Consider the following 1661-nt stretch of genomic DNA (forward strand, 5'->3'; position numbering starts at 1 on the left):
AGCCGGGCTGAACCAATAGCCCGTTTTGCTGCAGGCTTCGCCAGCAACAATACGATTAATCTGGGAACCAATATCACCCTTATAGTTTCGAGCGTACTCAACCAAGTCTTTTGGATAAACCATATGATCTATTTTGCTGTCGTCTACACCGTACAAAAAAGCGACAGCTCCTGCTTCTATAGCCCAATAGCCGACGTAATTACCATTTTCTCCCTGCAAGTGAGTGTCATGCCATGGTGCTTGTTTAAATGCTGAGTACCATTGGTTGCAGTATTTTTTCAGATGCTTTGACGCGTCCTCTTTGCTATCTGCATAAATGGCTCGAATCAAAGATGAATACACGTCATGAAACCATTGATCTACATCGTGTCTATTCGGAAGTAGTTTGATGAGTAGATCTTCGTATAGCGTATCGTCCCCGGCGTAGCCCGCTCCATCTATTAGAGTTACAAAGCGCTGAAGTAAATCAGTACGATGTAAGAGAACGCAAAATCCTATGACCTGCACACATTCTTCATATTCGTCAGGCCAGTCATTTATCGCAAGCGGAGATATATCAGGTATTTTCTGGTATTCGGCGAGTTTAGCTTGTCGAGTTTCGTACTTGACTATTAGGTCTTCAAGTAATGGTGTTAGGGCGCTTATTTCTTCTCCTGCCGTATATGTGGCGAAAAGCTTGTCAAGTGCGAGTTGCTTGAAGTGTGTCGCGCGCAGTGTCGCTTCTTCCTCGGGTGAGTCAGATTGAAAGGTATTTGTTTTGAAGAAACTAATGACCTCGTCATGCTCTTTCAAGAAATTGTTGTATTGGTACTCGCTGAAAAATTTCTGTCGTTTATTCATTTTAGTCAAGCCTCGATCTTGAGCGAGTCTAACGCGCCATGCTTTTTAGTCAGGGATTTTTTTCGCTTGTTTACGAAGCCTTTTATTTCATGTTCGGAATAATGAAAGGCCTTGTGATTTTGGTGAGCGCTTTCCTCTAGGCTTCCTAGTTGCGCACTGGCGTGTTCCTTCGGGCTCAAGCTTGTATGAAATAGAGGGGCGTAAAATAGGTGGCGGCTGTAAGAACTCATTACCTGGGCTATTAAGCTCCTTCCAAGAACGGCTTTAGAGATGTTCTTCGCGATCCACTCGCTACTCATTTGAACCAAAAGATCTCTTTTCCTTTTCGTGAAGTCTTCCTCACGTTTGGTATTAGCTGGCTTATTTTTGCCGCTGCTTACCGGGCTTTTGTTTTTGCTTTGACTAGAAGATGCATCTGATTCAATCGGTTCGATCAGTTCGCTAGGGTCAGCTATTCCAGACACGCCCAACTTCGAGCTTATGCCGGGTTTTCGAGTATAGTTAAGCTTGCGCATGAATTTAGGAGCATCTTCATCACGGCTTGCCTTTGCTTCGACAATGGCAAATTTCTTGCCTTCATTATTTGCCGGGTTAGCGCGCCAGACCGCATCGATCCCAGTCCCATTCGCACCATCCGTCAGCTTGTAAAGCACGTGACTTGCCTTGGGACTCCCCCCCGCCGAAAGCTTCCCAGTCTTACTCGCACTCGGCACACCCTCAAGCCACTTCCCATCCGCCCCCTTATCATGCCCATCCCAATCCTTACCCCAACCAAACTCCACCGCGCAGATGTAATCGGCAATATGCTCCCCACTAACCCC

At 46.1% G+C, this 1661-nt stretch carries 1 protein-coding gene and 1 pseudogene; both read right to left on the reverse strand.

From position 1 onward, the window contains the following. Nucleotides 1-840 (reverse strand): PoNe immunity protein domain-containing protein (locus BZL43_RS00005; protein WP_177409302.1); only part of this gene is annotated, 840 nt, incomplete at its 3' end. Between the two features lie 5 nt (nt 841-845). Next, nucleotides 846-1661, reverse strand: a pseudogene (locus BZL43_RS00010) (hypothetical protein); the annotation flags it as partial.

Origin of the sequence: Pseudomonas sp. PICF141 (genome assembly GCF_002286815.1) — a bacterium.
GTDB lineage: Bacteria > Pseudomonadota > Gammaproteobacteria > Pseudomonadales > Pseudomonadaceae > Aquipseudomonas.